The 14,099-nt window shown below is 72.0% G+C and carries 12 protein-coding genes; 9 read left to right on the top strand and 3 right to left on the bottom strand.

Annotation, left to right across the window (positions count from 1 at the left end; genetic code table 11):
* Positions 1-29: 29 nt before the first annotated feature.
* The 9 genes from ACFWPI_RS00960 (at position 30) to ACFWPI_RS00920 (ending at position 7,486) form a co-directional block, all read left to right on the top strand.
* Positions 30-869, top strand: a complete 840-nt coding sequence (locus ACFWPI_RS00960; protein WP_363630894.1) for an SDR family NAD(P)-dependent oxidoreductase — start codon at positions 30-32, stop codon at positions 867-869.
* Complete coding sequence (locus tag ACFWPI_RS00955) at positions 866-1,966, top strand: beta-ketoacyl-ACP synthase 3 (protein ID WP_380369277.1); 1,101 nt, start codon at positions 866-868, stop codon at positions 1,964-1,966. Before ACFWPI_RS00960 ends, ACFWPI_RS00955 begins: the two co-directional genes overlap by 4 nt.
* Entirely contained in the window at positions 1,963-2,274 is a 312-nt protein-coding gene (locus ACFWPI_RS00950; RefSeq protein WP_380334520.1) for an acyl carrier protein, read from the top strand. The genes ACFWPI_RS00955 and ACFWPI_RS00950 overlap by 4 nt, the downstream gene beginning before the upstream one ends.
* The gene (locus tag ACFWPI_RS00945) at positions 2,271-3,515 is read left to right on the top strand and encodes a beta-ketoacyl-[acyl-carrier-protein] synthase family protein (protein ID WP_380369275.1); all 1,245 of its coding nucleotides are present in this window, start codon (positions 2,271-2,273) and stop codon (positions 3,513-3,515) included. Before ACFWPI_RS00950 ends, ACFWPI_RS00945 begins: the two co-directional genes overlap by 4 nt.
* Positions 3,516-3,596: 81 nt before the next feature.
* Positions 3,597-3,950 (top strand): antibiotic biosynthesis monooxygenase family protein, encoded by a 354-nt coding sequence (locus tag ACFWPI_RS00940; protein ID WP_380334514.1) that lies wholly within the window; start codon positions 3,597-3,599, stop codon positions 3,948-3,950.
* A gap of 140 nt (positions 3,951-4,090) precedes the next feature.
* Entirely contained in the window at positions 4,091-4,909 is an 819-nt protein-coding gene (locus tag ACFWPI_RS00935; RefSeq protein WP_380369272.1) for a maleylpyruvate isomerase family mycothiol-dependent enzyme, read from the top strand.
* Positions 4,910-5,050: 141 nt separating this feature from the next.
* Positions 5,051-5,617: a Uma2 family endonuclease gene (locus tag ACFWPI_RS00930; protein ID WP_063352015.1), complete on the top strand. Its 567-nt coding sequence runs from the start codon at positions 5,051-5,053 to the stop codon at positions 5,615-5,617.
* A gap of 204 nt (positions 5,618-5,821) precedes the next feature.
* Complete coding sequence (locus ACFWPI_RS00925; protein WP_380369268.1) at positions 5,822-6,178, top strand: hypothetical protein; 357 nt, start codon at positions 5,822-5,824, stop codon at positions 6,176-6,178.
* Between the two features lie 201 nt (positions 6,179-6,379).
* Entirely contained in the window at positions 6,380-7,486 is a 1,107-nt protein-coding gene (locus ACFWPI_RS00920; protein ID WP_380369266.1) for a hypothetical protein, read from the top strand.
* Positions 7,487-7,621: 135 nt separating this feature from the next.
* On the opposite strand, the gene ACFWPI_RS00915 is transcribed toward ACFWPI_RS00920, so the two are convergent.
* The 3 genes from ACFWPI_RS00915 to ACFWPI_RS00905 form a co-directional block, all read right to left on the bottom strand.
* Positions 7,622-11,938 (bottom strand): trypsin-like peptidase domain-containing protein, encoded by a 4,317-nt coding sequence (locus tag ACFWPI_RS00915; protein WP_380369263.1) that lies wholly within the window; start codon positions 11,936-11,938, stop codon positions 7,622-7,624.
* Positions 11,938-12,309 (bottom strand): CU044_2847 family protein, encoded by a 372-nt coding sequence (locus ACFWPI_RS00910; protein ID WP_380369261.1) that lies wholly within the window; start codon positions 12,307-12,309, stop codon positions 11,938-11,940. Before ACFWPI_RS00910 ends, ACFWPI_RS00915 begins: the two co-directional genes overlap by 1 nt.
* Positions 12,310-12,562: 253 nt before the next feature.
* Positions 12,563-13,732: a PLP-dependent cysteine synthase family protein gene (locus tag ACFWPI_RS00905; RefSeq protein WP_380369258.1), complete on the bottom strand. Its 1,170-nt coding sequence runs from the start codon at positions 13,730-13,732 to the stop codon at positions 12,563-12,565.
* Positions 13,733-14,099: the final 367 nt, after the last annotated feature.

Here is a 14,099-nt window from a genome sequence, read left to right as displayed (position 1 = left end):
CGCCCCGCCGGAACCGGAGGAACACCCCCATGACCATCCTCAACCGCTTCCGCCTCGACGGCCGCCGCGCACTGGTGACCGGCTCCTCGCGCGGCATCGGCCAGGCCGTCGCCGTCGCGCTCGCCCAGGCCGGGGCCCGGCTCGCCCTCTCCGCCCGCACCGGGCCCGCGCTGAAGCACACCGCCGACCAGGTGGCCCGCTACGGTGGCACCCCCGTCCTGGTACCCGGGGACCTCGCCGACACCGGGCAGGCCGCCATCGTCGACCAGGCCGCCCAGGCCCTGGGCGGTCTCGACATCGTCGTCCACAACGCCGGCATCCTGCCCACCAACCCCGACGGCAGCACACTCCTCGCACCGCTGCAGCACCTCCCGCAGCACGTCTGGGACGAGGTGGTCGCGGTCAACCTCAACGCCACCGCCGCGATCTGCCGGCACGCCCACCCGTACCTGGCGCAGTCGGACGGCGCCAGCCTGGTGCTGATGTCCTCGGTCGCGGGTCTGGTCGGCACGCCCATGATGGAGGTCTACGCCGCGACCAAGGCCGCCCAGGTCTCCCTCGCCCGCAGCCTCGCGGTCGGCTGGGCCCGCAGCGGGATCCGGGTCAACGCGCTGTGCCCCGGGTGGGTGCGCACCGACATGACGGCCGCCGTCCACACCAATGCCGCGCTCACCGACTGGCTGCTGGCCCATGTGCCCATGGGGCGCTGGGCCGAGCTGGAGGAGGTCGCCGCAGCGGCGCTGTTCCTGGCCTCGCCCGCCTCCGCCTTCCTCACCGGGCAGGCAATCGCCCTGGACGGCGGCCTCTCGGTCCCCGACGGCGGTCTTGCGGGCACCCCCAAGCCGCCCTCCCCGTTCGCCGCGGCATGACCTCCCCACCCTCCGCCCCCGGCCACCGCGCCACGGCGGTGATCGCCGGCCTCGGCTCCAGCCTCCCGCCCCAGGAGGTGACCAACACCCAGATCATCGCCCGGGGCGGCCTGGACACCACCGACGAGTGGATCACCGGCCGGACCGGCATCCACCGCCGGCGCCTGGCCGGACCCGGCGTCAGCACCGGGGACCTGGCCACGGCCGCCGCGCGCGCCGCGATCGACTCCACCGGCTCCCCGGGCCTGCGCCCGGACCTGCTCCTGCTGGCCACCACCACGCCGGACCGCCCCTGCCCGGCCACCGCACCGGAGGTCGCCCACCGCCTCGGCCTCGGACCGGTCCCCGCGTTCGACCTCGCAGCCGTCTGCTCGGGCTTCCTCTACGGCCTGGCCACGGCCTCCGCCCTGCTCCGCAGCGGCGCCTGCCGAACCCCCCTGGTGGTCGCGGCCGAGAAGTACTCGGCCATCGTCGACCCCTTCGACCGCGACACCGCACCGCTCTTCGGCGACGCCGCCGCCGCGGTGGTGCTCCGCCCCGGGGACACCACCGAACCCGGGGCCCTGCTGGAGACCGACTGGGGCAGCGACGGGGGCGGGAGCGACCTGATCACCGTGGCCGCAGGCGGCCCGCGACTCCCCGCCACCGAAGCCCTCGGGCGCGGCGACCGCTACTTCCGGATGCGCGGGCGCCAGGTCTACGCCCACGCCGTACGCCGGATGGCCGCCTCCGCCGGGGCCGCCCTGGCCGCGACCGGCTGGCAGGCCCGCGAGGTCGAGGCCTTCATCGGGCACCAGGCCAACCAGCGGATCCTGGACGCCGTCGCCGACCGCCTCGGCATCCCGCCGCGGCACCGCTTCGGCAACATCCGCGACGTCGGCAACACGGCGGGCGCCTCCGTACCGCTCGCCCTCGCCGACGCCGCCGCCCGAGGGGCCTGCCGCCCGGGCGCCCCGACTCTGCTCACCGCCTTCGGCGGCGGTCTCACCTGGGCCTCCGCAACCCTGCTGTGGCCGGACGCACCCGTACGGACGGCCGCCCCGGAACCCCGGCCCCCGCGCCACGACCACGACCACGAGGAGGTCAGCCCACCGTGAACCCCGTCCGCGAGCACCTGGTCACCCTGCTCACCGAGAAGTTCGACACCCCCTCCGACACGATCGGCGACGACGCCGCCCTCGACGAGCTCGACCTCGACTCCCTCGCCCGGATCGAACTCGTCGTCACCCTCCAGGAACACTGGGGCGTCGCCCTGGACGACGACCTCGACTCCGCCGCCGACGTGACGGTGGGCCAGCTCGTCGACCGCATCCACGCCCTGCTCGCGCAGCCCGTCCGGCCCGTCGCCTCCGTCCGGCCCGACCCGTCCGTCGACCCCGAGCAGCCGCCCGGCCCAGCCGCATGAGTGCGGCCCGCCCACCGCTCGCCGTCACCGGGATCGGCCTGGTCACCCCGGCCGGTCACGGGGCGGAGCCGACCTGGCGAGGCGTCCTCGACGCCCGCAGCACCGCCGCACCCGATCCGGCGCTCGCCGGGCTCCCCGTCGTCCTCTCCTGCCGGGTCCCCGGCGACTCCGCCGCGCTGGTCGGCGGCCGCCAGCCCTGGAGGCTGGACCGCGCCACCCGCTTCGCCATCGCCGCCGCGCGGGAGGCCGTCGCCGACGCGGGCCTCGAACCCGCGCGCTGGGACGGCGCCCGGGTCGCCCTGGTCCTCGGCTCCGCCGCCGGAGGAGTCGGCAGCTACGAACACGCGGCGGAACGACTCCGCACCCTGGGCCCCTCCGCCGTGTCCGCACTGGCGCTCCCCGCCTTCCTGCCGAACATGGCAGCAGCTCAACTCGCCATCGAGCTCGGCACGACGGGCCCGGTGCTGCACACCGCCACGGCCTGCGCCTCCGGGGCCGCCGCCATCCACACCGCGGCCCTGCTGCTCCACACCGGAGCCTGCGACATCGCCCTGGCCGGCGGCACCGACGCCATGATCACTCCGGTCTGCGTCGCCGGATTCGCCCGGATGAAGGCGCTCTCCCGCAACACCGACCCCGCCCGCGCCTCCCGCCCGTTCGACGCGGACCGCGACGGCTTCGTCATCGGCGAGGGCGCGGGCTTCCTCGTCCTGGAACGCCGGCCGGACGCGACGTCGCGGCAGGCCACGCCCAGGGCCCTGCTGGTCGGCACCGGAACCGCCGCCGACGCCTACCACCCCGTCGCACCGCACCCGGAAGCCCGTGGACTCGAAGCGGCCGCCCGGCTGGCCCTCGCCGAGGCCGGCGCCGGCCCCGACGACGTCGACCACGTCAACGCCCACGGTACGAGCACCCCGCTCAACGACTCCGCGGAAGCCCGCCTGATCGACCGGCTCTTCGCCCTGCGCCCCCCGTCCGTCACCTCCGCCAAGGGCGCGCTCGGCCACACGATGGGCGCCGCCGGTGCCATCGAAGCCGCCCTGACGGTGCTCACCGTGCAGCACCAACTCGTCCCCGCCACCGCGGGGTTCGCCCTCCCGGACCGGGACACCGGCGCGATCGACCTGGTCCACGACGGCCCCCGCCGCCAGCGCCTCCACCTCGCACTGAGCACCTCGGCCGGATTCGGCGGCCACAACACCGCCCTCGCCTTCGCCCCCGCCGCCACCTCCGGGAGCTGACAGCGGGACGAGGACGCAAGGCGCATCAGCTGTTCAGGAAAGAACTGGATCATTCGGCGCGTCCCGCCTTACGGTGGCGCCATGAGCGATCACCCCGAAGCACCTGTCGTGCCCGTCGAGGCCTATGAACCCCCCTACTACCTGGCCGTCTTCACGACAGTGCGGACCCAGGACCAGAGCGGTTACAGCGAGACCAGCGCACGCATGGAAGACCTGGTGAAGGACGTCCCCGGATACCTGGGGATGGACCACGCCCAGACCCCTGGCGGCCTGGGCATCACCGTCGGGTACTTCCGCGACGCCGACGCCCTCACGGAGTGGCGGAGCAACGTCGAGCACCGCGCGGCGCAGAAGCGCGGGCAGGCCGAGTGGTACCAGAACTACACGCTGCACGTGGCGAAGGTGGAGCGCAGCCACGGTTTCAGCCGAGCGTAGGGCGGTTTCCAGGGTCCGCGGGGCCCGGCAGCGGGCTGAACCGGCTCTCGTCGTCCAGGCGGGCCGCGATGGTCAGGGGCCGGACCGAACCGTGTCGCGGGTCTGGACAGCGGTGCGGGGGTCGGCCAGTCTTCACCACCATGACCCTCCCGTTCCCCGAGCACGTCCCCGGTGCCGCGCGCACCGCGCTTTTCGAGGCGGTCACCGCCGTCGGCGACGAGGCCGTCGCCCTGCTCGCCGGCGGCCGCGGCGACACCCCGATACCCGGCGCCGAGTGGACGGTCGGCGAGGCCGCCGCCCACCTGGCGATGGCCAACGAGCTGATGGCCGCACTGGCCGCCGGCGAGGAACGGCCTTACGGGGACGGCACTCCGGGTTCGCTGGCCGCCGCGAACGAGGCCTCGCTGGCCAGGCGGCCGGAGCGGGACCTGACCGTGCTCGCCGGGGAGATCGCCCGGCAGGCAAGGGAGTTCACGGCAGCGGCCGGCGCCCGTGCCGGCACCGAGCCGGTGCTGACCCCGCTCGGCCCGATGGACCTGGACACCCTCGGCGCCTACCTGCTGACCCACATGCTGGGCCACCTCTACGACATCGCCGTCGCGCTCGGCCGGCCGCACCCGATCGACCGGCACCGCGTCGAGTTGACGATGCCCTTCCTGCGGACGGCGATGCCCCGGGTGCTGGACGCGCGCGCCTCGGCCGGTCACAGCGCCTGCTACCGGCTGCGGGTGCGCGGCCTGGGCGGGTTCGCGGTGACCTTCACGGACGGTGCCGCCGTGGTGAGCCAGGAGCCGCCGCGCCGCCCGGACTGCACGATCCTCACCGGCCCGGTGGCGTTCTTCCTCATCGCGCTGGGCCGCTACACCGCCACCGGCGCCCTCGCCCGGGGCAAGGTGCTCGCCTGGGGCCGCCGGCCGTGGCTGGCACCGGGCTTCCCCCGGCTGTTCGCGGCCCCCTGAACCCGCCCGCCGGCCGGGCGTCGGCCGCCGCCGGTGTCACGCCGGCGCATCGTGACGTCATGTCGTGGCGCCCAGGGGCGGACACGTCAGACTGTCACTGGTCCGTTCTGCGGGTTGAGATCCCGGACAGGAGAGCAGCACGTGAGTACAGCGCACGCCGGCCCAGGTGACTACAGCCAGGTGCCGAATCCGGAGCAGGCCCTGAAGTATGCAATTCGGCATATTGCGGGTGACCGTGTCGAGATCGTAGAGGGAGTCATCACCCCGGTGTCACCGTCCTGGGCCCACGAGAGTGCTGTCGACCTGATCCGTGAGCAGATCGGCCCTCGCATGCGCGAGCTCGACCTCCGTGCCGGCTCCGGGAACCTCGACCTGCCCGGCACGGAGAACTTCTATGTGCCGGACCTGGCCGTCGTGCCCGCCGAGCTGGCGAAGACGGAGGGAGCGCTCCTCCCGGACCAGACCGTGCTCGTCGTCGAAGTGACATCACCGTCGAACGGTGAAACCGACAGGACCGCCAAGCGCCGGCGCTACTCGCAGTTCGGCGCGCCCGTGTACCTCCTGGTCGACCGGCAGGAACGCACCTGCACGCTGCTCTCCCAGCCGGGCCGGCTCGGCTACACCCGGGTGGAAGGACCGCACCCCTTCGGCACCCCCCTGCAGCTACCGCCTCCGCTGAGCCTTGAACTCGACACGGCGGGTTTCTGAGTCGGGGAGTCGGCCGGGCGGCGGGTCGGCTTCGTAGCCTGACCAGGGTCCGGTGAGCCGACTGCCCTGCGGTGACGGCCCGTCAACCCTGGGTGAATTGGGTGAAATATTATCGAGTTTTACGACTTAACCGCCCTGCCGTGCGGTGGTGGCATGCGTGGATTCCGCAGCATGAAGCGAAGTCACCAACCAAGAGGTGGAGAGATGATCAAGAAATTCGCTGTCGTTGCAGCTGCTGCCAGTGCTCTCGTTCTTGCGGACGCGAGCTGGGCCGTCGCCGACTCCGGCGGCCATGGCGGCACGGACAGGCGTGGCGGAGACGTCGGCATCGCATGCGTGGTCGGCCAGGACGCGGGCTTCTCGAACAACTGCGGCAACACGTACATCTACAAGCCCAACCTTCTGGGCGACCTGCTCAACCTGCTCTCGCCGCCTCCCACCACCGGTGGCGGTGGCGACAGCGGCGGCGGTGGCAACAACGGGGGCGGCAACAACGGCGGCGGTAACAACGGTGGTGGTACCGGCAACAACGGCGGCGGTAGCAGCGGCGGCAACAGCTGATCCGTTCGACACCGGCGTGTTCTCCTCCTTGACCACGCCGGCGGGGCCGGGGACGCACCGGGCACAGCACGGGTGCGCACCCCGGCCGTTGCGTGCCCTTTGGAGCACAGATCGGTGCCCGATCGTCCGTTGTGCTGCGCGGCGACAGTCCGGCCGGATATGCCGGAGGGAACACCTGTCGCGCCTCCGGAGGGGTTCCCCATGCACGCGAAAGACCCCGGCAAGCCGTCGGAGCCGCAGCGGCGCCGCGACCTGCCGCGCAAGGCCGATCCGGCGGCCGACGGACTGGGGTTGAGCCTCGGGGGCGTGTCTGCGCAGACGGTCCTCGCCTTGCAGCGCGGCATCGGCAACGCCGCGGTCTCGCGGGTGATCGAGCGGTCCAGGCACCAGCACGGTGCGGGGTGCGGTCACCCGCAGGCCGTCGTCGGGGCGGGCGCACCGGTACAGCGGTCCCCCGTCCAGAGGAGGACGGGGGACGCGCCGGCCGCCCGTCCCGGTGAGCCGGTCGTGCAGCGCGCCATCACCTACGCCAAGGCCGACTGGTCACGGCAGCACCTCTCGCCGGACCGTTTCGCGGAACTGCTCCAACAGGCGTCCGGCGAGCAGGAAGGTGACGGATTCAGCGTCCCCTACCGGGAGTTGTTCAAGGCCTTGGAGGAGTCCGCGATCACCATCGAGATCGACGAGCAGACGGACATCAGGGGTGCGCGCGCGTTGTTCGCGCTCAGCAACGAAGGAGAGGGCGGCGCGCTGCGGATCACCCCGCCCAAGGACCAGGCCTCACCGCTCGAACTGCGGGAATTCGCCGCGACCGTGACCCATGAGATGCAGCACGCGCTCGACTCGGTCACCGGTCGTTTCAAGTCCCAGGAGAAGCCGCAGACGATGGCGCAGCGGAAGATCTCCACCGAGTTGCGCGCGTTCGGCGAAGAGGCGGCCGCGGCGCTCAAACTCGCCATGGGTGACAGCTACAGCAAGAGCCAGGGGAAACTCTCCGCGATCCTGAAGACGATCCCCGGGGACCGGCTCACGCCCGAGCGCAGCCGACTCGCCGGCGAGTTCCACACGATGGACAGCTACCGGGCCGCCGGCCGGGATCCCCTCGACGCCTTCGGGGCGGCGATCCCGATCCCCAACAGCGTGCTCCTGGAACGCGTGGCGGGCTACCTGTCCTTCTACAAGCTGGTCGCCGACACCCCGACCAGTGCGGAGGCACTCCAGTGGCTGCGCGCCACGCCGGCGGTGGTGGAGAAGGGGCTGGTGGAGGGGACCGTCCTGTTCCACAACCACCGCCCGCAGCCGGAGTGAGGGCGCGGGCGGTCGGGAGGGCGCGGGTGGTCGGGAGGGCGACAAGCGCGAGATCACGTCCAGCCGTTGCGGGTGGAAGCCCGGATCTGCGCGTTCACCGCGCAGTCGGCGTCGATTCCGGGGCCGTCCGCAGCTTCAGGGCTTGGGGGGAGGGCAGAGGGGGCGGTCGGGTACCCGGACCGGCAGGGTGCGTCGTTCGTCGGCGGTGAAGGAGCGGTAGCCGATGATGCGGCACAGGCTCCGCCGCCAGGCGTCGGGGTCGAGGACGATCCGGTGGACGTAGTCGTTCTCGGTGCGGATGAGGAAGGTCTTTCCGTCGTTGGTGGCGTCCAGGAACGTGAGCGGCTCCTGCAGGCTGTTGTCGGTCACGTTGCGGAAGTCGTAGGAGTCCACGGAAGGTCGGCCGCCGACCTGGTAGATCCGGATGGAGTTGTCGGCCGCGATCATGAAACGGCCCTGGGCGTCGACGAATCGGGTGATGGCCGAGTTCTGGCCCGGTGTGCTGGTGGTGGGGAGGGGGCCGATTTCCCTCTGCAGGGGGTCGAGCCGCCACAGTTCGATGACGCTGTTGCGGCGGAGAACGGCCAGGTAGCGGCCGCTCTCGTCGAACCGGGCCGCGATCAGGTCGGTGATGCCCGGGTTCAGCGACGTGACGGTGTGGCCGGTGCCGATGTCGACGACACGGATCACGGGGTCGTCGTGGACGACCACGGTCACCTTTCCCTCCTGCCAGTACGGGCCGACGTACATCTGCGGCGTGCCGGGCTTGTCGGCCCGGGGGTGGAACGCGGCCGCGTCGAACTGCGCCGACCGCAGGCCGGTTCTGGCCTCCCACTGCTGGATCCGGGTGCCGGAGACCGTCACCAGGCGGTCGGCCCCGTCGAAGAAGTAGCTGAAGTCCTCGGCTGCCGAGTCGCCCTGGAGCGGTGGTGCCACTGTGATGCGGGCGACCGCTCGCAGGGTGGAGGCATCACGGACGGAGACGGTGTTCGGGCCGTCCCGGAGCGCGATGAGCGTGTCGTCCTGGTTGGACATGAGGCGGTCGCCTTTGCCCTTCCAGGCGGGCTGTGGCAGGGCTGTTCTGGTCAGGAGCCTTCCGGGGTCGAGCCCGGGCTCGCGGAGTTCGAGGTCGGTGCCGCCCGTCAGGCGGATGGTGATCTTTCTGCCGTCCCGACTGAGGTGGACGGTGTCGGCCGCGGCCGTGTCCTCCTCGCCCGCGGGGATCTCGGTGTAGGAGATGGAGCTCCGTCCCTGACCGGCGAGGTACTCCTTCCCGCCGTTGGAGAGGAGAATGGACGCGTGCTCGTACAGGCGGCCCGGTTCGTCCACCAACGCGACGGCTTTTCCCCGGTCGAGGTCCAGGACCGTCAGTTTGGCGGCTTCGTTGATCACGATCCGGTGGCCGTCGGCGCTCGCCGCGGTCAGTTCGGCCGCCGGGGCGATCGTCTCCGTGGTTTCGTAAGGTTTCCCCACCACGGATCCGTCGGACACCCGGATCAGTCGTACGGTGCTCTTCGTGCCACTGCCCTGTCCGGGGTCGTGGGTCTGGACGACGGCGACGGTGGTCCGGTCCCCGGAGGGCAGGATCCCCTGGTGATCAGCAGGCATCACCACGGTCCGCGCGGCGCCGCCGGCCATGTCCACGGAGGCCAGTCCGGTACTGCCGTTGCTGGTCTTCACGAGCAGGGAATGCCCGTCGGAGCCGAACCACAGCCCGCTTCCCATGTTCTGAGGTGCGGGAACGCGGCCGGCGATCGTCCCCGCGTCCAGATCCCACCAGACCAGGCTGTCGCGGGTCGGAACCGCGATGTAGCGCCCGTCGGGTGACATCGCGGTCGCGTCGGCAGGAGCCGCGGAGATCTGCAGCACCCCGTCCACCCGGGGCAGTTGGTGCACCTGGCCGATGGGCGCGGTGCTCTCCTTGTCGACGTCGAACCAGCCTCCCGTCCCGTCGTCGGCCACGAATCCGGCTCGGCGTCCGTCCGGGGAGACCATCAGGTAGAAGGCGTACTGGGCCGGGACCGGCCGGCTGTGGACGGTGCCGTCCCGGCCGCGGACGAACAGGACGACGTGGGCCATGGCGTCGCGGGAGAGGACGACGTCACCGTCCCGGCTGGTGCTGAACGTCCCGCCGGTTCCGGACAGGCCCGAGAACAGGGAGTCCGCGCCGGCCCGGAGGAGGTACTGCCGCATCAGCTGGTTCCGGGCCTCCGGCGTGGGCTTCGTCCGGTACGCGGCGAGGGCCATCATCACGGCCCGGACCGGGTCGTAGGCCATGTCGTCCTGGGAGGCCTGGACGAGGGCGCGGGAGTCGGAGTCGGCCTGGCGCTCAGCGGCATCGCGGCGGGCCGTGGCGAACAGGACGCCCAGGGCGAGGGAGACGGTGATCACCGCGACGAGGACGGTCCGGAAGGTGCGGCGCCGGCGGCCGCGGGCCCGGTGGTGCCGCCTGGCGAGTTCGAGGTAGGTGCGTTCGGCCTCGGACAGCTCGGCGCCGCGCTCGCGCTGCCAGGTGCGGGCGGTGGCGAGGGTGGGCCCGGTGGGGAGCAGGTCGGCGGGTTGGCCGGCGTGGTCCCAGCGCCGGCGGTCGTGCCGGACGGATTCGCGCCACTCCAGGAATGCGCGGTTTTCGCCGACCCAGTCGCGCAGCCGGGACCAGGCGGTGATCAGGGCCTCGTGGGCCAGTTCGACGGTCTCGACGCCCTCGGCACTGTGATCGATGACCAGGAGCCGGGTGCCGGCCAGACGTTGGGCGATGTGCCATTCGTCCTCGGCGAGCTCCTGGCGGGGAACGGTCCGGCGGGTGGCACCGGGTGCGCCGAGGGGGACGCGGACGAGGCGGGTGAAGAGTCTGCGGGCGGCCGGCTCCTCCCCGGCGGAGACATGTCTGTCCCAGGCCTGCTCGGCGTACTCTCCGAGAGCTCCGCTGACGTGACCGATCTCCTCGTACGCACGGTGGCTGAGAACCCCGGCCGCCTGACGCTTCCACAGCAGGTCGAGGGTGAAGCCGAGGAGCGGCAGGGCACCCGCCTCACCGCCCGCATCGGTCAGGATGCGGTCGACCAGGTGGGCCTCGTAGCGAACCGACGGAATCGCCGCCACCGGTGCGGTGACGATCTCCCGGAGCTGGTCACCGGTCATCGGCCCCAGCGCGTAGACCTGCCGGCTGCAGGCCCGGCCGAGGCTCGGATGAGCCAGCGCGGTCTCCAGGTAGTCGGCCCGGAGCGTGGTGAGCACGTGCACGGCCTGGGGGAGCGACGGGCCGAACAGCACGGCCGCCAGCTCGTCGACGGCCGCCGGGTCGGTTCCGGTGAGCATCTCCTCGAACTGGTCGACCACGACGATCAGTTGATCGGTGCCGAGGCGGGACAGCAGGAGGGCCGCGAGATCTCCGAGCCCCTGGGCGCGCAGCAGGCCGGTGAGCGCCGGAAGGCGTTCGAGACGTTCCAGTTCGGTCAGATCCGGTTCCAGCAGCGGAGACAGCGCGGCGGCGAGCGCGGACAGCGGGGTGGCGCCGGCGCTGGGCCGGATCACCACGGCGGTCATGCCCTGGGAGTGCAGGCGGGGTATGATGCCGGCCATCGCGAGGGAGGACTTGCCCGAACCGGAGGGGCCGACGAGGGTGGTCCACCGTTCCCGGGCGACCAGAGCGGCGACTTCGGCGGTCTCCGCCCGACGGCCGTGGAAGACCGGGGCGTCGGATTCCTGAAGCGGGCGCAGACTCCGGAACGGTGATGGCGGCAGCGCCAGTTCGCGAAGCTCCGGCCACACGGCGGCGAGGCCCTCGGCAGGGATGAGGTAACCGGATGGAGGATCTCCGGTCTCCGCGACCGCCATCATGCCGACGACACCGTCGAGTTGTTCGTCCCACACCGGGCCGCCGCTGAACCCGGGGGAGACCCGGTAGCCGTTGGCGGCCAGGTCGGCCTGGATCCACCCGTTGGCCTGCCGGGCCCTCAGGACACCGGAGTGCCAGACACCGCCCGGGCGGCCGCTCGGCAGGCCGTACGCCCGCACGGTGTGTCCCCAGACGTCGGAGGACTCCACCATGCGGATCGGCCGGGCGCCCGGAAGCGGAGCGGACAGGTGCAGCACGGCCACGTCCCCGGCGCCGTGCGGGTGGGCGGGCGCCCACCGTTCAACGGTCGTGGGCACGCGCGTACCGCCTGTGCCGCCTGTACCGCCTGTGCCGTCGGCTGCGGCGAGCGGGTTGGCGAGCGGGCTGGTGAGCAGCGGGAGGTCGATGTCGACGCGGGCGTCGGCGTCCGGCTCGGCTCCCGGAGGGAGGCCCAGCGCGGCGGACACCACGTGCGCACACGTCAGTATCCGATCGGCGGTCACCAGGAAGCCGAGGCCGACCGGGACGCCTCGACGGTCATGGATACGGACGACGGCGGAGGCCAGTGCGTCGGGCCCGGCCCCGTCGACGGCGTCGGCGCGGGACGTGGACACTAGGCCGGGTCCGAAGCCGCCGGAGGCGCCGACGCCTCGGTGGTCTGCCGGTTCCAGGTGAGCGAGACCTTGAAGTTGGCCTCTGCGGCGGTGCTGGAGATCACCACGTCGGCCTCGGCCGACAAGGACAGGCCGAACTCGATGCTGATCTCGTCCGGGGCGTGCGCCAGGTCCCGGAACCCCTCGACGAAGTTCTGCGCGACCGGACGCACACCGGCCAGCATGTCCCCGAGCGAGCGTGTCGCCCGAGCCACCACCTGTCCGGGCCGGGCGACCTGCACCAGCCCTTCCCCGACCTGCTCGATCTCCACCCGGACCACGTCCTGCCCGTCGCTCACCGAGCCGACGGGCAGTTCCACGAAGTACGCCATGATCCCCCCGGATCTGGTCAAAGTCCCCGAACAGCACACCGCTTGTGAGGTGTCGCCTGCTCACCGTAAAGGCCTACCGGCCTCCGCGTCCCGGAATCATGACTGTCAGTCAACGCGGGCTTCCCGTCGCCGGCGGTCCGCGCGGTGGTCCCGCTGGTGCCGGGAGCCGGCCCCGATCGCGACGGGACTCCGCGAACAGGCCCCGGAACGGCTGCACCGCCGTTCCGGGGCCCGCTCGTCGGCGCATGGGCCGTCAGATGTTCCACAGGACGGTCGTGGGGCGGGGCGTGGGGGGAACGGAGGTGGGCGGGGCCCAGACGCCGTTCTCGAAGAAGTCCTTGATGGTGGCGTACCAGGGCTTGTAGACGATCCCCTGCGTTGCCAGCCAGTCGTCGTTGTAGTACTCGTTCGTGTAGCGGTCGCCCGGGTCGCACATCACGGTGGCGACGCTTCCGAGTTGGGTGCCCTCGTTCATGCCGAGCAGGATCCGGATCGCGGCGAACACGCCGGTTCCGGTCGAGGGCCCGGCGTGGATGCCCAACTCCGTCCGGTCGGAGAGGTAGCGCATGGTGGCGACCGACGCCGCGTCGGCGACGCGGATCATGCGGTTGACCGTGGTCGGTACGAACGAGGCCTCGACCCTGGGCCGGCCGATGCCCTCGATGTGCGAGCCCTGGTCGGTCACCGTGGGGTCCTGCCAGTACCAGCCGTCGAAGTACGCGGAGTGCTCCGGGTCGGGCACGCACACCCGGAGCTTCTTGCCGGTGTACCGGGCGTACCGGGCCACCGAGGTCGTCGTGCCGCCGGTGCCCGCGCCCATGGCGAACCAGTCCAGGTCCGGCAGGCCCTTCAGCAGTTCCGCCGCGAGACTGTGGTCGCCACGCCAGTCGTAGGACCGCTCCGCGTACGTGAACTGGTCCATGAAGTGGCCGTCATAGCGCTTCGCCACCCGGCGGGCGTACTCGACGATGTCACCCGCCACCGGGACCACGGTGCCGCCGTACTGCTCGATCAGCTTCTGCTTCTCCGGGGCCGTGCTCTTCGGCACGACCGCGTAGAAGTCGATGCCGAGCCTTTGGCAGTACCACGCCTCGGAGATGGCCGTCGAGCCGCTGGACGCCTCCACCACGGGGCGGCCCTTCGCCAGCCAACCGCTGGCCAGCGCGTGGGTGAGCAGCGCCGCCGCGAGCCGGTGCTTGTGGCTACCGGACGGCTGGTCGGCCTCTCGCTTGATGTACAGCTTCAACCCGTTGAGCTGCGGGGGCAGCGGAATCTCGTTCACCGCCGTCTCCTTGGGCGCGAGTTCGCCGCGGATGCGCTGGATGCAGGCGTTCACCCACTCCCGGTCGTCCGGGTAGACGTCCGACTCGTCGTCCCCCTCCACCGCCAGGACCCTCTCGTCCACGCGTTCCATCACACTCATCAGCAGTCTCCGTCCAGCTCATCGAGCTCCACCCGCCCACGCGGGGCGGCATCCGCCCCAGCATGGGAGGCGCGAAGGCCCCTGGTGGAAACGCGGTGCTTGCGACACGCACTATTCGTCGCGACAGCGCAACGTGCGCGGCCCGCCCGTGAGCTGGAGGAGCAGCTCCGGGCCGAGGGGGCCGGCCGCCCACGGCTGGGACCAGGACCAGGCGCCTCTCCGGGTGGTGGTCGGTACACCGGCACATCGGCATCACATTTCTGACGTACCGTCAGGGACGGCTCCCTCCGTGCGGTGCGGAGTTCGGCAAGCGTGCAAAGGCCGGAAAGGCCGCCTCCACCTTCTGGTGGAAGCGGCCTCTTCGTTG

It is taken from the genome of Kitasatospora sp. NPDC058492 (assembly GCF_042720685.1).
Classification (GTDB): domain Bacteria; phylum Actinomycetota; class Actinomycetes; order Streptomycetales; family Streptomycetaceae; genus Kitasatospora.
This window is presented reverse-complemented; position numbering and strand designations above follow the sequence as displayed.

What these genes read in the sequence shown, in the direction of transcription:
- ACFWPI_RS00935 (WP_380369272.1), top strand. Translation starts at nt 4,091, where the DNA reads ATGACCCTCCCGTTCCCCGAGCACGTCCCCGGTGCCGCGCGCACCGCG.
- ACFWPI_RS00910 (WP_380369261.1), bottom strand. Translation starts at nt 12,309, where the DNA reads ATGGCGTACTTCGTGGAACTGCCCGTCGGCTCGGTGAGCGACGGGCAG.
- ACFWPI_RS00920 (WP_380369266.1), top strand. Translation starts at nt 6,380, where the DNA reads ATGCACGCGAAAGACCCCGGCAAGCCGTCGGAGCCGCAGCGGCGCCGC.
- ACFWPI_RS00940 (WP_380334514.1), top strand. Translation starts at nt 3,597, where the DNA reads ATGAGCGATCACCCCGAAGCACCTGTCGTGCCCGTCGAGGCCTATGAA.
- ACFWPI_RS00960 (WP_363630894.1), top strand. Translation starts at nt 30, where the DNA reads ATGACCATCCTCAACCGCTTCCGCCTCGACGGCCGCCGCGCACTGGTG.
- ACFWPI_RS00925 (WP_380369268.1), top strand. Translation starts at nt 5,822, where the DNA reads ATGATCAAGAAATTCGCTGTCGTTGCAGCTGCTGCCAGTGCTCTCGTT.
- ACFWPI_RS00945 (WP_380369275.1), top strand. Translation starts at nt 2,271, where the DNA reads ATGAGTGCGGCCCGCCCACCGCTCGCCGTCACCGGGATCGGCCTGGTC.
- ACFWPI_RS00905 (WP_380369258.1), bottom strand. Translation starts at nt 13,732, where the DNA reads ATGAGTGTGATGGAACGCGTGGACGAGAGGGTCCTGGCGGTGGAGGGG.
- ACFWPI_RS00955 (WP_380369277.1), top strand. Translation starts at nt 866, where the DNA reads ATGACCTCCCCACCCTCCGCCCCCGGCCACCGCGCCACGGCGGTGATC.